Source organism: Blastococcus sp. URHD0036 (assembly GCF_000701365.1).
Taxonomy (GTDB): Bacteria; Actinomycetota; Actinomycetes; order Mycobacteriales; family Geodermatophilaceae; genus Trujillonella.
The window spans coordinates 284,615-300,668 of sequence record NZ_JNIK01000018.1 but is presented as its reverse complement, the minus strand read 5'-3'; the positions used below and the strand labels follow the sequence as shown (position 1 = coordinate 300,668).

The 16,054-nt window shown below is 74.3% G+C and carries 12 protein-coding genes; 3 read left to right on the top strand and 9 right to left on the bottom strand.

Translation table 11 applies throughout. The features are described 5' to 3' along the window. Positions 1–66: 66 nt before the first annotated feature. From N555_RS0121830 to N555_RS0121820, 3 genes are all read right to left on the bottom strand, one after another. Positions 67–1,863 carry an acyl-CoA dehydrogenase gene (locus N555_RS0121830; RefSeq protein WP_029433616.1) on the bottom strand — a complete coding sequence of 599 codons (1,797 nt, stop codon included), beginning with the start codon at positions 1,861–1,863 and terminating at the stop codon, positions 67–69. Positions 1,864–1,993: 130 nt separating this feature from the next. Beyond that, positions 1,994–3,766, bottom strand: a complete 1,773-nt coding sequence (locus N555_RS0121825; protein ID WP_081866405.1) for an MDR family MFS transporter — start codon at positions 3,764–3,766, stop codon at positions 1,994–1,996. Next, complete coding sequence (locus N555_RS0121820) at positions 3,763–4,275, bottom strand: MarR family winged helix-turn-helix transcriptional regulator (RefSeq protein WP_034511872.1); 513 nt, start codon at positions 4,273–4,275, stop codon at positions 3,763–3,765. Before N555_RS0121820 ends, N555_RS0121825 begins: the two co-directional genes overlap by 4 nt. Positions 4,276–4,521: 246 nt before the next feature. On the opposite strand from N555_RS0121820, the gene hrpA reads away from it, so the two are divergent. Next, entirely contained in the window at positions 4,522–8,505 is a 3,984-nt protein-coding gene (gene hrpA / locus N555_RS0121815) for an ATP-dependent RNA helicase HrpA (RefSeq protein WP_029433613.1), read from the top strand. A gap of 45 nt (positions 8,506–8,550) precedes the next feature. On the opposite strand, the gene N555_RS0121810 is transcribed toward hrpA, so the two are convergent. Further along, on the bottom strand, positions 8,551–9,555 hold the full coding sequence (locus N555_RS0121810) for a LacI family DNA-binding transcriptional regulator (protein WP_197029113.1): 1,005 nt from the start codon (positions 9,553–9,555) through the stop codon (positions 8,551–8,553). Between the two features lie 63 nt (positions 9,556–9,618). Here N555_RS0121810 and N555_RS0121805 point away from each other — a divergent pair, with 63 nt between their 5' ends. Beyond that, entirely contained in the window at positions 9,619–10,884 is a 1,266-nt protein-coding gene (locus N555_RS0121805; protein WP_197029112.1) for an MFS transporter, read from the top strand. Next, positions 10,881–11,039 (top strand): hypothetical protein, encoded by a 159-nt coding sequence (locus N555_RS28045; RefSeq protein ID WP_156036482.1) that lies wholly within the window; start codon positions 10,881–10,883, stop codon positions 11,037–11,039. The genes N555_RS0121805 and N555_RS28045 overlap by 4 nt, the downstream gene beginning before the upstream one ends. 64 nt (positions 11,040–11,103) lie before the next feature. Here the strand turns inward: N555_RS28045 and N555_RS0121795 are convergent, their stop codons facing one another. Genes N555_RS0121795 through N555_RS0121775 form a run of 5 tightly spaced genes read right to left on the bottom strand, consistent with a single transcriptional unit; the run spans position 11,104 to position 16,031 of the window. Further along, complete coding sequence (locus tag N555_RS0121795; RefSeq protein ID WP_034512019.1) at positions 11,104–12,321, bottom strand: MFS transporter; 1,218 nt, start codon at positions 12,319–12,321, stop codon at positions 11,104–11,106. Continuing rightward, positions 12,321–13,640, bottom strand: a complete 1,320-nt coding sequence (locus N555_RS0121790) for a sulfate adenylyltransferase subunit 1 (RefSeq protein WP_231503081.1) — start codon at positions 13,638–13,640, stop codon at positions 12,321–12,323. The genes N555_RS0121795 and N555_RS0121790 overlap by 1 nt, the downstream gene beginning before the upstream one ends. Continuing rightward, positions 13,640–14,566 carry a sulfate adenylyltransferase subunit CysD gene (gene cysD, locus N555_RS0121785; protein WP_029433608.1) on the bottom strand — a complete coding sequence of 309 codons (927 nt, stop codon included), beginning with the start codon at positions 14,564–14,566 and terminating at the stop codon, positions 13,640–13,642. Before cysD ends, N555_RS0121790 begins: the two co-directional genes overlap by 1 nt. A 5-nt stretch (positions 14,567–14,571) precedes the next feature. Beyond that, the gene (locus N555_RS0121780; protein ID WP_029433607.1) at positions 14,572–15,297 is read right to left on the bottom strand and encodes a 3'(2'),5'-bisphosphate nucleotidase CysQ; all 726 of its coding nucleotides are present in this window, start codon (positions 15,295–15,297) and stop codon (positions 14,572–14,574) included. Beyond that, positions 15,294–16,031, bottom strand: a complete 738-nt coding sequence (locus N555_RS0121775) for a PaaI family thioesterase (protein WP_029433606.1) — start codon at positions 16,029–16,031, stop codon at positions 15,294–15,296. The genes N555_RS0121780 and N555_RS0121775 overlap by 4 nt, the downstream gene beginning before the upstream one ends. Between the last annotated feature and the right edge of the window lie 23 nt (positions 16,032–16,054).

Below are 16,054 nucleotides of genomic sequence, written 5' to 3'. Positions count from 1 at the left end.
CCCCCGGCCGGCATCACACCCAGCGCGCCCCGCCGCTCCTCCCGGAGCTGCGGGGCGCGGGTGCGTCTAGAGCCAGGCCTCGTCGGTGTCGAGGACCGTGCGGTCGAGGGACTCCAGCAACGCGAGGTGCGTGTGCACCTTCGGGAGCTCGTGCCGGTGGAAGTACCGGGCGGCGGCCCGCTTGCCCTCGTAGAAGTCCCCGGCCCCGTCCCGCGTGGCCAGCGCCTGCTCCAACCACAGCCACGCGACGACGACGTGGCCGGCCGCCTCCAGGTAGGCGGTGGCGTTGGCCAGGGTGACGGCCGGGTCGCCGGCGCCCCAGAGCGTCGCGGTCACCGCGCCGAGCCGGGCCACGGCGGCGTCCAGGTCCGCCGCGAAGGCCGCCCAGTCGGTGCCGTCGGCGCGCGCGGTCGAGGCGGAGATGGTCTCGGCCAGCAGTCGCAGCCCGGCGCCGTCCTGCATGAGGACCTTGCGTCCGAGCAGGTCCAGGCCCTGGATCCCGTTGGTGCCCTCGTGGATGGGGTTCAGCCGGTTGTCCCGGTAGAACTGCTCCACCGGGTAGTCACGGGTGTAGCCGTAGCCACCGTGCACCTGGATGGCCAGGTCGTCGGTGACCGGCCCCCACTGCGAGGGCCACGCCTTGGCGATCGGGGTGAGCATCTCCAGCAGCAGGTGCGCCCGGGCGCGGTCCTCCGCCGACTCCGCGGTCTGCTCCTCGTCGACCAGCCGCGCGCAGTACAGCCCCAGTGCCATGCCGCCCTCGGCGTAGGACTTCGCGGCCAGCAGCATCCGGCGCACGTCGGTGTGCTCGACGATCCGCACCGGAGGCGTGCTCGGGTCCTTCGCCGTCGGGGGGCGCCCCTGGGTGCGGGTCCGCGCGTACTCCAGGGCGTGCAGGAAGCCGGTGTAGCCGAGGACGGTCGCGCCCATCCCGACGCCGATCCGGGCCTCGTTCATCATGTGGAACATGTAGGTGAGGCCGCGGTGCTCCTCGCCGACCAGGTGGCCGACCGCGCCGGCCCGCCCGCCCGGCGTGTGCACGCCCTCCCCGAAGTTGAGCAGCGTGTTCGTCGTCCCCCGGTAGCCCATCTTGTGGTTGAGCCCGGCGAGGACGACGTCGTTGCGCTCGCCGAGGGCGCCGTCGTCGCCGACCAGGAACTTGGGGACGACGAACAGCGAGATGCCCTTCACGCCGGGCGGACCGCCGGGGACCTTGGCCAGCACCAGGTGGACGATGTTCTCGGTCAGCTCGTGGTCGCCGCCGGAGATCCACATCTTGTTGCCGGTCAGCCGGTAGGTGCCGTCGTCCTGGCGCTCGGCGCGGGTGGTGATGTCGGCCAGCGACGAGCCCGCCTGCGGCTCCGACAGCGCCATCGTGCCGAACCAGCGGCCCTCGACCATCGGCCGCACGTAGGTCTCGACCTGCTGCTCGCTGCCGTGCGCGATGAGCAGCCGGGCGTTGGCCATCGTGAGGAACGGATAGGCCGAGGTGCCGACGTTCGCGGCCTTGAACCAGGCGAACACCGCCTGCCCGACGGTGTGCGGCAGCTGCATGCCGCCGAAGCGCTCGTCGAACTCACTGGCCAGGAGCCCCGCGTCGGCGAAGACCTCCAGCGCCCGCTTGACCTCGGGGATCATCTCGACCCGGCCGTCGACGAACCGCGGCTCGTTCTCGTCGGCCGTCCGGTTGTGCGGGGCGAAGTGCTCGGTCGCGATCTGCTCGGCCAGCTCGAGCACCGCGTCGAACGTCTCCCGGGAGTGCTCGGCGTAACGCTCCCGCTTGACCAGGCTCTCCACCTCGAGCCACTCGTGGAGCAGGAACTCGAGGTCCCGGCGGTTCAGGATCAGCGAGGACGCGGGCACGGGAGACCTCCAGGGGCGCGCGACGGCGGGCGTTGCCCCTCACGGTATGCCGGTCCCCCGAGCGACGAGATCTGCACACCCGTCGCCATCAGCGGCTGATGGCGTCGAGTGTGCAGATCTCGTCGGGGCGCTAGCGGCGAGGGCCGACCTCGCGCACGCCGTCGCCCTGGGTGCCGTCGCCGGCGGCCGGGCCCTGGACCGGGCTGACCGACGTCGGGGCGGCCGCACCGGCGGCGCGCACGGCGTCGTCGCCCTCGGCCGGGTCGCCGGTCTCCGTGCCCTCCTCGGCGGCCTGCCGGGCCTGGATGCCGGACTTGTTGCTCAGCTCCAGCTGGGGCAGGAACAGGAGCACGAGGAACCCGACGGCGACCACGCCGGCGGCGATGAGGAACACCAGGTCGATGGACTCGGAGAACCCGACCCGGAACGCGTGGATCGCCTCGGGCGGGGCCCCGCCGACCGACGAGGTGTTGCTCAGCACCTGGTCGGTGTCGAAGGGCGGGGTGCCGAGGCCCGCGCTGCGGAAGGCGTTGCCGATCTCGACCGGCAGCCGGGTGAACAGCAGCGACAGGAAGACCGCGACGCCCAGGGTGCCGCCCATCTGCCGGAAGAACGTGACCGACGACGTGGCGACGCCCATCTCGCTCGGGGCGACGGCGTTCTGCACCGCGAGGATGACCGGCTGGAAGTTGAAGCCCAGGCCCAGGCCCAACAGGACCATGAGCGGCCAGATGGACCAGATCGAGGTGTCGGCGCCGACGATGAACGACATCGACACCAGCGCGACGACCATGAAGACGATGCCGACCAGCGGGAAGACCTTGTACTTGCCGGTCTTGCCGATCAGGATGCCGGAGCTCACGGCCCCGGTCATGATGCCGGCGACCATCGGGATCATCTGCAGGCCGGCGACCGTCGGGCTGGAGCCGTGCACGATCTGCAGGTACTGGGGCAGCAGCAGGATGCCGCCGAACATGCCGGCGCCCATCACGACGCTGCCGATGCCGCCGATGGCGAAGGTCCTGTTGCGGAACAGCCGCAGCGGCAGCATCGCGTCGTCGCCGAAGGCGCGCTCCGCGATCAGGAACAGCACGAAGCCGACCGCGCCGACGACGTAGCAGAGCAGCGCCGAGCCGGAGCTCCAGCCCCAGGTGCGGCCCTGCTCGGCGACGATCAGCAGGGGCACGAGGAAGACGACGAGGGCCAGGGCGCCCGGCCAGTCGATGCGGTGCTCGCGCCGGCTGTGCGGCAGGTGCAGCACGCGGCTGACGACGAGGAACGCCACGATGCCCAGCGGCACGTTGATCAGGAAGATCCAGCGCCAGCCGTCGATGCCCGCCAGCGTCGCCTGACCGGCGAGGAAGCCGCCGATGACCGGGCCGAGGACGCTCGAGGTGCCGAAGACGGCCATGAAGAAGCCCTGGTACTTGGAGCGCTCCCGCGGCGGGACGATGTCGCCGATGATCGCCAGGGCCAGCGACAGCAGGCCGCCGGCACCGATGCCCTGGATCGCCCGGAACGCCGCGAGCTGGTACATGGTGTCGGCGAACGAGCAGAGCAGCGAGCCGACCACGAAGACGGCGATGGCGAAGAGGTAGAACGGCCGCCGGCCGTAGATGTCGGACAGCTTCCCGTACAGCGGCGTGGAGATCGTCGAGGTGATCAGGAACGCCGTCGTCGCCCAGGCCTGCAGGTCGTAGCCGTCGAGGTCGTCGGCGATCGTGCGGATGGCGGTGGAGACGACGGTCTGGTCGAGGGCGGCCAGGAACATGCCGACCATCAGGCCGCCGAGGATCGTGAGGATCTGCCGGTGGGTGAAGCCGCCGGAGGCGTCGGGAGCGGCGGCCGCGGCGCGGGCGTCGCTGCGCCGGGCGGCGGCGGTGCCCCGGGTGGTCTGGGTCATCGGGCTTCTCTCGAGGTGGGGAAGGGATCGACAGGGGCGTCGGAGGGCAGGGCGCCGGCGAGGCCGTCGACGAGGCGCCCGAAGAGGTCGGTGAGGGTGGCCAGCTCGGCGTCGTCCCAGTCGGCCGTGACGTGGGCGAGGATCGCCTCGCGTTCGGCCCGCAGGGCCGCCAGTGCGGCGTGGCCGGCCTCGGTCACGACGAGCCGGCTCGCCCGCCCGTCGCGCTCGTCCGGCACGCGCCGGACCAGCCCGCCCTCGACCAGGGTCGCGACGTGCCGGCTGACCGTGGAGGGGTCGGCGTGGACCAGGTCGGCGAGCGCGCCCTGACGGAGCGGACCCAGCCGGACGAGCGGGAAGAGCAGCACGTGCGCGGCGCGGTCGCGGGCGTCGGCGGCCGTGCTCGCCTTGTGGGCGTGGACCACGCGCATGAGTCGCGGCAGGTGCTCCCCCAGGGCGTGCAGATCGGCCTGACGATCGGCCCGGGTCGCCGGAGCGGTGGGTGTGGTCATGGGATCTCCGATGGAGCCTGGAGGTGCGGCGCTCACGCCGGGAACAGATGCACGGTACAACCTGTTGCGAAGTGCACGCACACAGTTGTGCCCTACACGGACTGTGATGTCAGGCACCACGATCGGCCGGTGCCCGCGGGGTGGGATCCTGGGACGAGGTACCCGCCGGCAGGGACGTCATTCCTGCCCGGGCCGGTCCGCCCCGCGCCCGCCCGGCGCTCCACCCGCGCTCGAGAGGAGATCCCCATGTCCGGCGACGCCCCGGTCCCGGGCGACCTCCGCTCCCGGCTGGCCGCGCTGACCCTCGAGGACGAGCACCGTCTCGGCCGCCGGCTCGACGGCACGCGGCGCACCCGCGACCCCGAGGCCCGGGCCCGCCAGCGCGAGCGGATCACCGCCGACGTCGCGGTCGCCGAGGAGCGGATCGCCCGCCGTCGCGCCGCCGTCCCCCCGATCACCTACCCGGCCGAGCTCCCGGTGTCCGCCCGCCGCGAGGACATCGCCGCGGCGCTCCGCGACTCCCAGGTCGTCGTCGTCGCCGGCGAGACCGGCTCGGGCAAGACCACGCAGCTGCCGAAGATCGCGCTCGAGCTCGGCCGCGGCGTGCGCGGGCGGATCGGGCACACCCAGCCCCGGCGGATCGCGGCCCGCACGGTGGCCGAGCGGATCGCCGAGGAGCTGGACCGGCCGCTGGGCGACGTCGTCGGCTGGAAGGTCCGGTTCACCGACCAGGTCTCGGACTCCACCCTGGTCAAGGTCATGACCGACGGCGTGCTGCTCGCCGAGATCGCGCACGACCGGCTGCTGCGCCAGTACGACACGCTGATCATCGACGAGGCGCACGAGCGCAGCCTCAACATCGACTTCCTGCTCGGCTACCTGGCCCGGATCCTGCCCCGCCGCCCCGACCTCAAGGTCGTCATCACCTCCGCGACGATCGACGTCGAGCGGATCGCGAAGCACTTCACAGGCCTCGGTGAGAAGGGGCAGAGCCGTGGCGACGGCGCGGAGGTGCCGGTCGTCGAGGTGAGCGGCCGGACGTACCCGGTGGAGATCCGCTACCGGCCGGTCGTGGACCCCGACGATCCGGAGGCCGACGAGGACCGCGACCAGGTCACCGCGATCGGGGACGCCGTCCAGGAACTGGTGGGGGAGGGCCCGGGCGACGTCCTGGTCTTCCTCGCCGGTGAGCGCGAGATCCGCGACACCGCCGACGCGCTGGAGGACCGCTTCCCCGGCATCGAGGTGCTGCCGCTCTACGCGCGGCTGTCCGCGGCCGAGCAGCACCGGGTCTTCGAGCGGCACACCGGCCGGCGGGTCGTGCTCGCCACCAACGTCGCCGAGACGTCGCTGACCGTGCCCGGCATCCGCTACGTCGTCGACCCCGGGACGGCGCGCATCTCCCGGTACAGCGCGCGGACCAAGGTGCAGCGGCTGCCGATCGAGGCGATCAGCCAGGCCTCGGCGCGGCAGCGGTCGGGCCGGTGCGGGCGCACCTCCGACGGCATCGCGATCCGGCTCTACGCGCAAGCCGACTTCGACGCGCGGCCGGAGTACACCGACCCGGAGATCCTCCGGACCAGCCTGGCCGCCGTCCTCCTGCAGATGGCCTCGCTCGACCTCGGCGACGTCGCGGAGTTCCCGTTCATCGACCCGCCCGACCGCCGCGCCGTCGCCGACGGCCTCGCCCTCCTCGAGGAGCTCGGCGCCCTGGACGAGCACGGGAAGCTCACCCCCACCGGCCGGGCGCTGGCCGCACTCCCGCTGGACCCGCGGATCGCCCGCATGGTCGTGGAGGCCGACCGGCACGGCGTGCTCGACGAGGTGCTGGTGATCGCCGCCGGCCTGACCATCCAGGACCCGCGGGAGCGACCCGCCGAGCACCAGCAGGCCGCCGACCAACTGCACGCCCGGTTCGCCGACGAGAACTCCGACTTCCTCGCGCTGCTCAACCTGTGGCGGTACCTGGAGGAGCAGCAGGACGCCCTGAGCGGCAGCGCGTTCCGGCGCACCGTGAAGAAGGAGTTCCTGCACTACCTGCGCATCCGCGAGTGGCAGGACCTCTACGGCCAGCTGCGCGGCACCGCCCGCCGCCTCGGCATGACGCTCACCCACCCCGCGGTGGAGCCCGACGAGCGCGGCATCACCGCGTCGCTGCTGGCCGGCCTGCTCAGCCAGATCGGCATGCAGATCGAGGAGGGCAAGGCGAAGGACGGCGACCGGCGGCGCGGCGGCCGCGAGTACCTCGGCCCCCGCAACGCCCGCTTCGTGATCGCCCCCGGCACCCCCCTGGCGAAGAAGCCGCCCCGGTGGGTGGTCGCCGCCGAGCTGGTGGAGACCAGCCGGCTGTTCGCCCGCATGGTGGCGCGGATCGACCCGGAGACGGTCGAGAAGCTCGCCGACCACCTGGTGAAGCGGGAGTACTCCGAGCCCCGGTGGGACGCGAAGCGCGGTTCCGTCGTCGCGACCGAGCGGGTCACCCTGTACGGCCTCCCGCTCGTGGTCGGCCGGCGGGTGCAGTACGGCTCGATCGATCCCGAGGTCTCGCGCGAGCTGTTCATCCGGCACGCACTGGTGCAGGGCGAGTGGACGACCCACCACCGGTTCTGGGCCGAGAACCAGCGCGCGCTGGAGCGGGTCGCCGAGCTCGAGGAGCGGGCCCGCCGCCGCGACATCCGGGTCGACGACGAGACGCTGTTCGAGCTCTACGACGCCCGCGTCCCGGCCGACGTCGTCTCCACCCGGCACTTCGACCGCTGGTGGAAGGAGGCCCGGCGGCGCACGCCGGACCTGCTCACGCTGACCCCGGAGATGCTGACGAACGCCGCGGCGGCCGGGTCGGTGCGCGAGGAGGACTTCCCCGACGCCGTCCCGCTGACGCAGGGCCTGACCCTCCCCCTGTCGTACGCGTTCGCACCCGGGGCGCCGGAGGACGGCGTCACGGTCGACGTCCCGCTGGCGGTGCTCGACACCGTCGCCGAGCGGACGGCGGGCAGCTCGCTGGCGTTCACGGTCCCCGGGCAGCGCGAGGAACTGGTGACCGCGCTGTTGCGCACGCTGCCCAAGCAGCTGCGCCGCGCCCTGGTGCCGATCCCCGACCGGGTGCGCGAGGTCCTGCCGCGGATCGACCCGGGCGAGCCCCTGCTGCCGGCGCTGGAGCGGGAGCTGCGCCGGTCGGCGGCGGTCGTCGTCCCGCCGGACTCCTGGGTGCCCGCGCAGGTGCCCGACCACCTGCGGGCGACCTTCCGGGTGGTCGACGACCGGCAGCGCACCCTGGCCAGCGGCAAGGACCTGGCCGCGCTGCGCGCCGAGGTGGCTCCGCAGGCCCGCGCCAGCCTGGCCAGCGCCGCTGCGGACCTGGAGCGCACCGGGCTCACCGCCTGGACGATCGGCGACCTGCCGCGCACCGTCGACGTACGCCGGGGCGGGCACGTGGTGCAGGCCTTCCCCGCGGTGGTGGACGAGGGCGAGACCGCCGGCGTCCGGGTCGTGGCGACCGAGGCCGAGGCGACCCGGCTGCACTGGCGCGGCGTCCGGCGGTTGCTGGTGCTGGCCGCCGGCTCCCCGGCGCGGCAGGTGGTCAAGGGGCTGGGCCCGCGGTCGCGGCTGGCGCTGCAGTTCAACCCGGACGGCGAGATCCCCGACCTCGTGGCCGACTGCGTGGACGCCGCCGCCGACGAGCTGATCGCGGCCGCCGGGGGGCCGCCGCGCGAGGCAGCCGCCTTCGCCGCGCTGGTGGAGACCGCCCGCGCCCAGCTGCTGCCGCTGACCCGCGACGTCGTCACCCGCGTCGAGGCGCTGCTCACCGAGGCCCGCGAGGTGGCGGTGGCCCTGGGGGCCGCGCCGGGACGCCGGGTCCCCGACGCCGCGATCGCCGATCTGCGCCGGCAGATGGCGGGGCTGCTGCACAAGGGCTTCGTCGTCGCGACCGGCCGGCGCCGGCTGTCCGACGTCGTCCGCTACCTCAAGGGCATGGCGCTCCGGCTGGAGAAGCTGCCGGCCAACGCTGCCCGCGACGCGCTGGGGATGCACCAGGTCGAGGCCGTGACCGCCGAGTACGACCAGCTGCGCCGGCAGCGGCCCCCGAGCGGTGCGCCGGACGACCCGGTCACCGCGGTGCGCTGGATGCTCGAGGAGCTCCGGGTGGCGCTGTTCGCCCAGCAGCTGGGCACCGCGCGCGCGGTGTCGGAGCAGCGGATCTACAAGGCCATCGACCGCGTCTCCGCCTGACGCGGAGGAGATCCGTGGGCGTCACGCCCACGGATCTCCTCCGGGTCAGCGGGTGGTCGAGCGGACGACGACCTGCCACGCGGGTGGGGTGCCCGGGGCCGGTCCGCCCAGGGCGATCCGCGCGCACAGAGCGCCCTGCTCCCGCAGCGACTGCGACACGGTGGTGAGCCCGACGGCGGCCGCCGCGTCGCCGTCGTCCCACCCCGTCACGGCCAGGTCGGCCGGCACGTCCACCCCGGCCCCCGCCGCGGCGCGGAGAGCGCCCAGGGCGAGCTCGTCGCTCATCGCGGCGATCGCGTCCGGCGGGTCGTCGCCGGCCAGCAGCTCGGCAGCGAACGCCGCTCCCTCGCCGACGTCGTTGACCGGGCACACGGCCAGTCGCAGCCCGGCCGGAGGACCGCCGTCGCCGGTCCAGGCGTCGCGGAAGCCGTCCCAGCGGTTCCGGGTCACCGGGAACCGGATCTCCCCGACCTCCGGCCCGGTCCGCAGGGCCCGCTCGCGGTCCCGGTCGAGCGGGAAGCCGAGCACGACCGGTCGCCGCGCCCCCGCGAAGGCGATGCGCCCCACGGCCGCGGCGGCGGCCCGGTCGTCGATCCCGAGCACCGGCAGGCCACGGTGCTGCGGACCCGCGTGGACCACGGCCGGCAGTCCCCGGTCGGCGATCGCGTCCAGGACCGGGTCGTCGTCGCTCGTGGTCCAGACGACCAGGCCGTCGACCACGGCCTCGGCCACGCGCTGGACGTCGCTCGGACCGCCGGTGATCGGCAGCAGCGTCAGCCCGACCCCCTCCGCCGCGCAGACGTCCGCCACCCCGCTCAGGAACCGGGCGGCCTGGGGGTCGTCGAAGGCGTAGCTCAGCCGCTCGCCCAGGACGACGCCCAGGCTCCCCACCCGGCCCCGGCGGAGCGCGCGGCCGGTCGGGTCGGGCCCGGGATACGAGAGCGCGCGCGCCGCTGCCCGGACCCGCTCGGCGGTTCCGGCCGACACCCGGCCCGGCTGCGAGTAGACGTAGGAGACCGTCATCGGCGACACCCCCGCGGCGCGTGCCACCTGACGCATCGTCGGCCGCGGACCCGGGTCGCCGTCGGTGGGGTGCACTCGTACAGTGTCGGTGTGTATCGATACACAGAGCAAGTCCGCGGCGAGTTCCAGCGCGACGCGCCCACCGTGCTCGCCTACTCGGTGCTGGTCTGCTTCACGTTCTGGCTCTACGCCTTCGGCCCCGTGTTGTCGCTGCTCCGAGCGGAACGCGGCTTCTCCTACACCGTGCTGAGCGTGCACACCGCGGTCTGGTCGGCCGGCACCGTCGTCGTCGGCCTGCTGTTCCCGGGAGCCGCGCGCCGGTTCTCCCGCGCCGCGCTGCTGTGGTCCTCGGCCGCGGTGGCCGGCGTGGGCGCCGTCGTCCTCGTGACCGGGGACCGGACCGCCCTGACCCTGGCCGGCGCCGCCGTCCTCGGTGCCGGCGGCACGCTGCTGCTCGCCGTCGTCCAGGCGGTGTTCTCCGACCGGCACGGCCCGCGGCGGGAGCAGGCACTGGCCGAGGCGAACATCGGGGCCGCCGCCTGTGCCGTGCTCGCCCCGCTGGCCCTGGGCGCGCTCGCGGCCGGGCCGCTCGGCTGGCGGGTGGCCTATCTCCTGCCCGTCCTCGGGCTCGCGGTCCTGTACCTGCGCTCCCGGGGGCGGCCGCTCCCGGCGCCGGCCGACACGTACACGCCGGACGGGGCAGGGGCCGACCCGCGGTTGCCGGTGGCCGCCCGTCTGTTCACCGGACTGGTCGCGGCGAGCATGGCGGTGGAGTTCTGCCTCGTCTACTTCGGCGCCGAGCAGTTGCAGGCGGTCGGCCTGTCGGCCCCCGTGGCGGCGACGGCGATGAGCGTCCACTACCTGGGGCTGCTGGTCGGCCGGGTGGGCGGGGCGGTCGCCACCCGGCGCCCCGGGCGGACGCTGCCGCTCCTGTACGGGTCACTGGCCCTGACCGCCGGCGGCTTCCTGCTGTTCTGGCTCCTCTCCTCCCCGGCCGGGGCCCTGGTCGGCCTGCTGCTCGCCGGCGTGGGCATCGCCAACCTCTACCCGCTCGCGCTCTCGCTGGCGCTCGGCGCCGCGGCCGGCCGCGAGGACCGCGCCAACGCCCGCTCGCAGCTCGTCGGCGGGCTGCTGGTCGTGGTCGCGCCGTTCGTCCTCGGGTTCCTGGCCGACCGGGTCGGGCTGTCCGCCGCGTTCGTCGTCGAGCCGGTGCTCATCGGCCTCTGCGTGCTGATGCTGGTCGCCGGGGTCCGGAGCCGTGGCCGGGCTGTGACACCGGACGCTCGGGGTTTGGTGGTCGCGGGAGCCGGGGAGGGGCGGGAGGACCCGTCCGCAGTCGAAGGAGATGTGCGATGACCGAGCCAGGGACCCACGCCGCAGGTGAGGGCGTGTCCGACGAGGAGATGATCGAGAGCGTCGCCGGTCAGACCGACAGCGCCTCGGAGCACGCGGACCAGGCGGGCAAGGACTGGGCCGGCAAGGACCTCGAGCCGCCCGCACCGACCGAGTAGGAACCGACCGCGGTGATGTGCGGTCGGGGCGCCTTCTCGTCGGAGAACCCGCCCTGAGCGCACATCACCGACCGGCCGGCGCCGGCTCGTCCGCCTCCGCCTCCACAGGCGCGGCCAGGACGACGTCCCGGCCGGCGCCCCAGCCGGCCCACGCCATCGGGACGACGGCGGCGATGAGCAGCGCCAGCGGCCACGACCAGCCGGACGAGAGGTCGTGCAGCGCACCGAGCAGGAGCGGGCCGCTCGCCGCCACCAGGTACCCCACGCACTGCGCCACCCCGCCGAGCCGGGCGGCGACCAGCGGGGTCGGGCTGCGCAGCACGATGAGGGTCAGCGCGAGCGCGAAGCCGGACCCCTGGGCCACGCCCCAGGCGCACACCCACACGGCGGTGCCCGCGGCGGGGGAGACCAGCAGCCCGGTCAGGCCGATCGCGTACGCCGCGACGACGAAGGCGACCAGCGGCCGCTGACCGCGCATCCGGCCGGCCTGCGCCGGGACCAGCAGCGCGCCGGCCGCGCCCACGACGTTGGACAGGCCGAGCAGCAGACCTCCCTCGGACCGCGGGACCCCCGCGTCGGCCAGCAGGGTCGGCAGCCAGGCGGCGACCGAGTAGAACTGCACGCTGTTCATGGCCAGGAACAGGCAGACCCGGCGGGCCAGGGGCTGCCGCAGCAGCGCCCAGGAGCCGCCCGGGAGGCGGTCGGCGCTGCGCCGGTCGCGCCCGGTGCCGGCGACCGGCAACCACAGCGCCAGCGCACCCAGGGCGAGGAAGAACCACAGACCCAGGGCCGTGCGCCAGTCGACGTCCAGCGCGTTCGCGACCGGGAGGGTCAGGGCGGCCCCGGCGGCCGCGCCGATGTTCAGCGCGGCCGAGTAGGCGCCCATGACCGCCCCGGGCCGGACGAACTCCCGCTTCACGTAGGCCGGGAGCAGCACGTTGGCCAGCGCGATCGCCGCGCCGGCGAGCAGGCTGCCGGCGTACAGCAGCGCGACGGGGGAGAGCAGCCGCAGCGCGATCCCGCCGGCCAGCAGGACCAGCGAGGCGGCCACGGCCGTCTCCAGCCCGACCCGCTGCGCCAGCCGCGGCGCGACCGGCGCGAAGGCACCGAAGCACAGCACCGGCACCGTGGTCAGCAGGCCGGCCATGGCCGAGGAGAGGCCGGTGTCGGCACGCAGGTCGGCCAGCAGCGGGGCGACCGCCACGACCGCGGGCCGCTGGTTGAGCGCCACCGCGACGATGGCGGCGACGAGCAGCCAGGTCCCGGCGCGGGACCGCGCCATCACCCGGCGGGGGTCAGCATCCCGGCGCCGACGGTGGCGTTCGTGGCCTCGTCGACGAGGATGAAGCGGCCGGTCACCCGGTTGCGCAGGTAGTCGTCGACGAACAGCGGCTGGGTGGTGCGCAGCCTGACCCGGCCGATGTCGTTGAGGCCCAGCTCACCGGCCTCCGGCTCCCGGTGCAGGGTGTTGACGTCCAGCCGGTAGGTCACGTCCTTCACCACCGCCCGCACGCTCCGGGTCGTGTGCTTGACCGCCAGCCGCTGCCGCGGGCGCAGCGGCTCGTCGGCCATCCAGCACACCAGGGCGTCGAGGTCCTGGGTGACCTGCGGCGCGTTGTCCGGGCGGCAGATGAGGTCCCCACGGGAGACGTCGAGGTCGTCGGCCAGCCGCACGGTCACCGACATCGGCGCGAACGCCTCGTCGACCGGGCCGCGCGGGCCGTCGATGCCGGCGATCGTCGTCGTCAGCCCGCTGGGCAGGACCTGCACCTCGTCGCCGGTGCGCAGCACCCCGCTGCCGACCGTGCCGGCGTAACCGCGGTAGTCGTGGAAGGCGTCCGACTGCGGCCGGATGACGTACTGCACGGGGAAGCGCGCGTCGGTGAGGTTGCGGTCGCTGGCCACGTGCACGTGCTCGAGGTGGTGCAGCAGCGTGGGGCCCTCGTACCAGGGCGTGTTCGGCGAGTGGCTGACGACGTTGTCGCCGTGCAGCGCCGAGATGGGGACGACGGTCAGGTCCGGGACGTTCAGCTTCGCGGCGAACGCGCCGAACTCGTCGCTGATCCGCTCGAAGACCTCCTCCGACCAGTCGACCAGGTCCATCTTGTTCACCGCGACGACCAGGTGCGGCACCCGCAGCAGCGAGGCGAGGAAGGCGTGCCGGCGGCTCTGCTCCAGCAGGCCCTTCCGGGCGTCGACGAGCACGATCGCGAGATCTGCGGTCGAGGCGCCGGTGACCATGTTGCGGGTGTACTGCACGTGCCCGGGGGTGTCGGCGAGGATGAACGTCCGCCGGGGGGTGCTGAAGTACCGGTAGGCGACGTCGATGGTGATGCCCTGCTCGCGCTCGGCGCGCAGGCCGTCGGTCAGCAGCGCGAGGTCGACGAAGTCGCCCTTGCTGGCGCGGGCGACCGCCTCGTACTGGTCCTCGAAGACGGCCTTGCTGTCGTACAGCAGCCGGCCGATGAGGGTGCTCTTGCCGTCGTCCACCGAGCCGGCCGTGGCGATCCGCAGGATGTCCTTGCGCGCGGTCGCCAGCTCGACGACCTTCTCGGCCACGGGGGAGTGCACGTCGACGACGCCTTCTCCAGGAGCTCCCATCAGAAGTAGCCCTCCTTCTTCCGGTCCTCCATGGCGGCGTCGCTGACCTTGTCGTCGCCGCGGGTGGCGCCGCGCTCGGTCATCCGGGTCACCGCGATCTCGGCGATGACCTCCTCCACCGTGACGGCCTGCGAGCGGACGGCGGCGGTCAGGTTCGCGTCTCCGACGGTGCGGTAGCGCACCGTCTCGCGGAACACCGGCTCGCCGTCGCGGGGGCGGATGAACTGGTTGACCGCGTAGAGCATCCCCTGCCGCTCGACGACCTCCCGCTCCTGCGCGAGGTACAGCGGGGGGATGGCGATGCGCTCGCGGGCGATGTACTGCCAGATGTCGAGCTCGGTCCAGTTCGACAGCGGGAAGACGCGGATCGACTCGCCCAGGTGGATCCGGCCGTTGTAGAGGTCCCACAACTCGGGGCGCTGGTTCTTCGGGTCCCACTGGCCGAACTCGTCGCGGAAGGAGAACAGCCGCTCCTTGGCGCGGGCCTTGTCCTCGTCCCGCCGGGCGCCGCCGAACAGTGCGGTGAAGCCGTGCTCCTCGACGGCGTCCAGCAGCACCGGCGTCTGGATGCGGTTGCGGGAGCCGTTGGGCTCCTCCTTCACCGTGCCGGCGGCGATGGCGTCGGGCACGGAGGCGACCACGAGCTCGACGCCGAGCTCGGCGACCCGCTTGTCGCGGAACTCCAGCACCTCGGGGAAGTTCAGCCCGGTGTCGACGTGCATGACCGGGAAGGGGATCCGCGCCGGGGCGAACGCCTTGCGCGCCAGCTCGAGCATCACGATCGAGTCCTTGCCGCCGGAGAACAGCAGCACCGGCCGCTCGAGCTCGGCGGCGACCTCGCGGATGACGTGGATGGACTCGGCCTCCAGCGTCTCCAGCTGGGTCAGCCGGTAGTCAGGGCTCGTCACGGGTCCAGTGTCCGCCATGGGGTTCAGCGGACGGCGGCCAGGAGGGCCGGAGCCAGCTCGGGGCGGCACACCAGCAGGTCCGGCAGCCACGGATCGGGCTCGTTGTAGCGCAGCGGCGAACCGTCCAGCCGGCTGGCGTGCAGCCCGGCGGACAGCGCGATCGCCACCGGGGCCGCGGAGTCCCACTGGTACTGGCCGCCGGCGTGGACGTAGGCGTCCACCTCGCCGCGGACCACGGCGGTCACCTTGTAGCCGGCCGAACCGAGTGCGACGAGCTCGCCCCCGACCGCCTCGGCGGCCGCGGTGGCGACCTCCGGCGGGCGGCTGCGGCTGACCGCGATGCGGGGCCGGCGGGCGCCCGGGTCCGGGACCGCCGGCGGCGGGTCGGTGACCAGCAGCTCGCCCACCCCGGGCAGGGCGACGGCGGCCGTGGCGAGCGCGCCGGCCTCCCACAGCGCCACGTGCACCGCCCAGTCGCCCCGGCCGGGTTCGCCGTACTCGCGGGTGCCGTCGAGCGGGTCGACGATCCAGACCCGGTCGGCGGTGAGCCGGCGGGGGTCGTCGGCGGCCTCCTCGCTGAGGACCGCGTCGTCCGCGCGGTGCGCGGCGAGCACGGCGGCGATCGCCTGCTGGGCCCGGGCGTCACCGGCGTCGCCCAGCGCCCGGCCGGTCAGCTCGCCGGCCCGCAGGTCCAGGAGGACGTCGGCGGCGGCCCGGGCGGCCTCGACGGCGACGTCGACGTCCCTCACCGGGCGCCGTCCGCCGGCAGGGGCGCGGTCGCATCCGTCGGCCGGCCCGGCGGGGAGGGGCGTCCGGAGGCGTCGGAGACCCCGGAGAAGTAGCTCTGCATCTGCTCGGCGCGAGGGGTCACGAAGACGCCGCGGGCCTCGATCAGCGGGGTGTCCGGGTCGGTGGCCAGGGCGATCGTCCCGGTGACGATCGTCTTGCGCCCGGCGGACTCGGTGACCCGGCCGACGAGGACGACCGGGGTGTCCAGCGGCACCGGCCCGCGGTAGTCGATCTCGAGCCGGGCGGTCATCCCCCACAGCCCCGCGTGGATCGCCGCCGCACCGAGCACCTGGTCCATCACCAGGCCGGTCATGCCGCCGTGCAGGAACCCCGGCGGACCCTCGTAGGCCAGGCCGAAGGTGGTCTCGGCCAGCACACCGTCCTCCACCACACGGACGACGACCGGCGGCGCCAGGGCGCTGCCCACGCCGCTGACCATGTTGTAGACCTGCCGGAAGGCGCGGATGTCGTCCAGCGGCGACAGCCGGCCGGCCGGCCGGCGGGCGGCCGCCAGCTGCGTGGTCAGCTCGCGGGCCCCGGCCGCGGCCGCCCGGAGGTCCTCGACGGGGACGGCGGTCCGGACCGACGCGTCGACCAGCCCGCGCAGGGCGTCGCCCAGCTCGGTCACGGCCGCCATCAGGTCGGCGTCGTAGGGCGATCCGTCGGCGGGCGCGTCGTTGCTGTGTGGAGCCACGGAGCCGACGGTAGCCAGCGGTG

Coding starts and splice junctions, on each gene's coding strand:
- hrpA (WP_029433613.1), top strand. CDS start 4,522: ATGTCCGGCGACGCCCCGGTCCCGGGCGACCTCCGCTCCCGGCTGGCC.
- N555_RS0121790 (WP_231503081.1), bottom strand. CDS start 13,640: ATGGGAGCTCCTGGAGAAGGCGTCGTCGACGTGCACTCCCCCGTGGCC.
- N555_RS0121825 (WP_081866405.1), bottom strand. CDS start 3,766: ATGACCCAGACCACCCGGGGCACCGCCGCCGCCCGGCGCAGCGACGCC.
- N555_RS0121820 (WP_034511872.1), bottom strand. CDS start 4,275: ATGACCACACCCACCGCTCCGGCGACCCGGGCCGATCGTCAGGCCGAT.
- N555_RS0121795 (WP_034512019.1), bottom strand. CDS start 12,321: ATGGCGCGGTCCCGCGCCGGGACCTGGCTGCTCGTCGCCGCCATCGTC.
- N555_RS28045 (WP_156036482.1), top strand. CDS start 10,881: ATGACCGAGCCAGGGACCCACGCCGCAGGTGAGGGCGTGTCCGACGAG.
- cysD (WP_029433608.1), bottom strand. CDS start 14,566: ATGGCGGACACTGGACCCGTGACGAGCCCTGACTACCGGCTGACCCAG.